The organism is Sandarakinorhabdus rubra (genome assembly GCF_010994245.1).
GTDB classification, from domain to species: Bacteria; Pseudomonadota; Alphaproteobacteria; order Sphingomonadales; family Sphingomonadaceae; genus Sandarakinorhabdus; species Sandarakinorhabdus rubra.
This window is the reverse complement of sequence record NZ_WMHO01000366.1, coordinates 1-1,365: the sequence shown is the minus strand read 5'-3', so window position 1 is coordinate 1,365 and position 1,365 is coordinate 1. Positions and strand designations below refer to the sequence as shown.

The 1,365-nt window shown below is 70.9% G+C and carries 2 protein-coding genes; both read left to right on the top strand.

Annotation, left to right across the window (positions count from 1 at the left end; translation table 11 throughout):
* The coding region (locus tag GJV64_RS14535) for a TolC family protein (RefSeq protein ID WP_164158196.1) at positions 1-631 on the top strand (631 nt) is incomplete at its 5' end.
* Positions 632-638: 7 nt separating this feature from the next.
* The coding region (locus GJV64_RS14530) for an efflux RND transporter permease subunit (protein WP_164158194.1) at positions 639-1,365 on the top strand (727 nt) is incomplete at its 3' end.

Sequence of the window (1,365 nt, the reverse complement as noted above, 5' to 3'; positions counted from 1 at the left end):
CCTGCGCGGCCAGCCCTTCCCGGCGCGGCTGCGCATTGCCCGCCCGCCGGCCAGCCCACCGCCGCTCCCCGACGTGGCGGTGCTGGCCGAGCGGCTGGACAGCGACAATTTTGAACTGCAGGCCCTCAGGACCCAGCTTGCGCAGCAGGGGCTAACAGTGCGGCTGGCGGAGAAGAGCCGCGCCGGGGCGATCAGCATCGGCCCGTTCCTGAACCGTGACCGCGGCGACGTGAAGGACCAGGTGATCGGTCTGCGCGCCACCACCACGCTGCCGGTGTGGAACCGCCAGGAAGGCGAGGTGGCCGCCGCACAGGGCCGTGCCGCGCAGGGAGAGGCAGCCTTCATCGCTGCCCGCCGTCGCCTGCTGGTGCAGCTGCACAGCGATGCCGCGCTCTATCGGGCGCGCAGCGCCGCGATAGAGAAATGGCCTGCCGATGCTCCCCAGCGCTTCGCCGCTGCTGCGGCCGAGGCCGACCGGGCCTATCGGCTCGGCGCCGTGCCGCTGGCCACCTATGTGCAGATGCAGACTGGCTGGCTGGATGCGCTGACCGCAGTGCTCGACACCCGTGCTGGCCTGTGGGAGGCGCAGGAGAATATCCGCATCCTCACCGGGGGCGGCCGCGAACCGTGATCGCCCCGTGATCGCGGCCCTGATTTCGGCGAGCGCCCGGCATCGCGGCGGCGTACTGCTGGCGGCGCTGGTCGCAACAGCGATCGGCCTGTGGCACCTCTTCATTCTGCCCATCGATGCCATTCCCGATGTGACCGGCGTGCAGGTGCAGGTGAACACCGCCGCGCCGGGCCTTGCGGGCGAAGAGATCGAGACGCGGGTGACCGTGCCCATCGAACGGCTGATGGGCGGCCAGCCGGGGCTGATCGGTTTCCGCTCGCTCACGCGCTCCGGCCTCAGCCAGGTGACCCTGCTGTATGAAGACGGCACCGACGTGATGCGCGCCCGCCAGCTGGTGACGGAGCGGCTGGCAACGGCATCGGCGCTGTTGCCGCCCGGCGCCGTGCCGCAGCTGGCGCCGATCACCACCGGGCTGGGCGAGATCCTCTACTACACGCTGGAATGGCAGCACCCGCCGCATGCCGAGCCGCACCATGCCGGGCTGCTGCCGCCCAGCCCCGCCGACGATCACCTGATGGCACTGGCCGAGACGCAGGAATATGTGGTGATCCCCATTCTGCGCACCGTGCCCGGCGTGGCGGAGGTGAACAGCATCGGCGGGCTGGAACGCCAATATGTGATCGAGCCTGATCTGAAGAAGCTCGCCGCCGCCGGCGTGACGCCGGCCGAGTTGGCCGCAGCGGTGGCGGCCTACGCGGACAATGCCGGCGGCGGCGCCATCGCGAAGGCCGGAC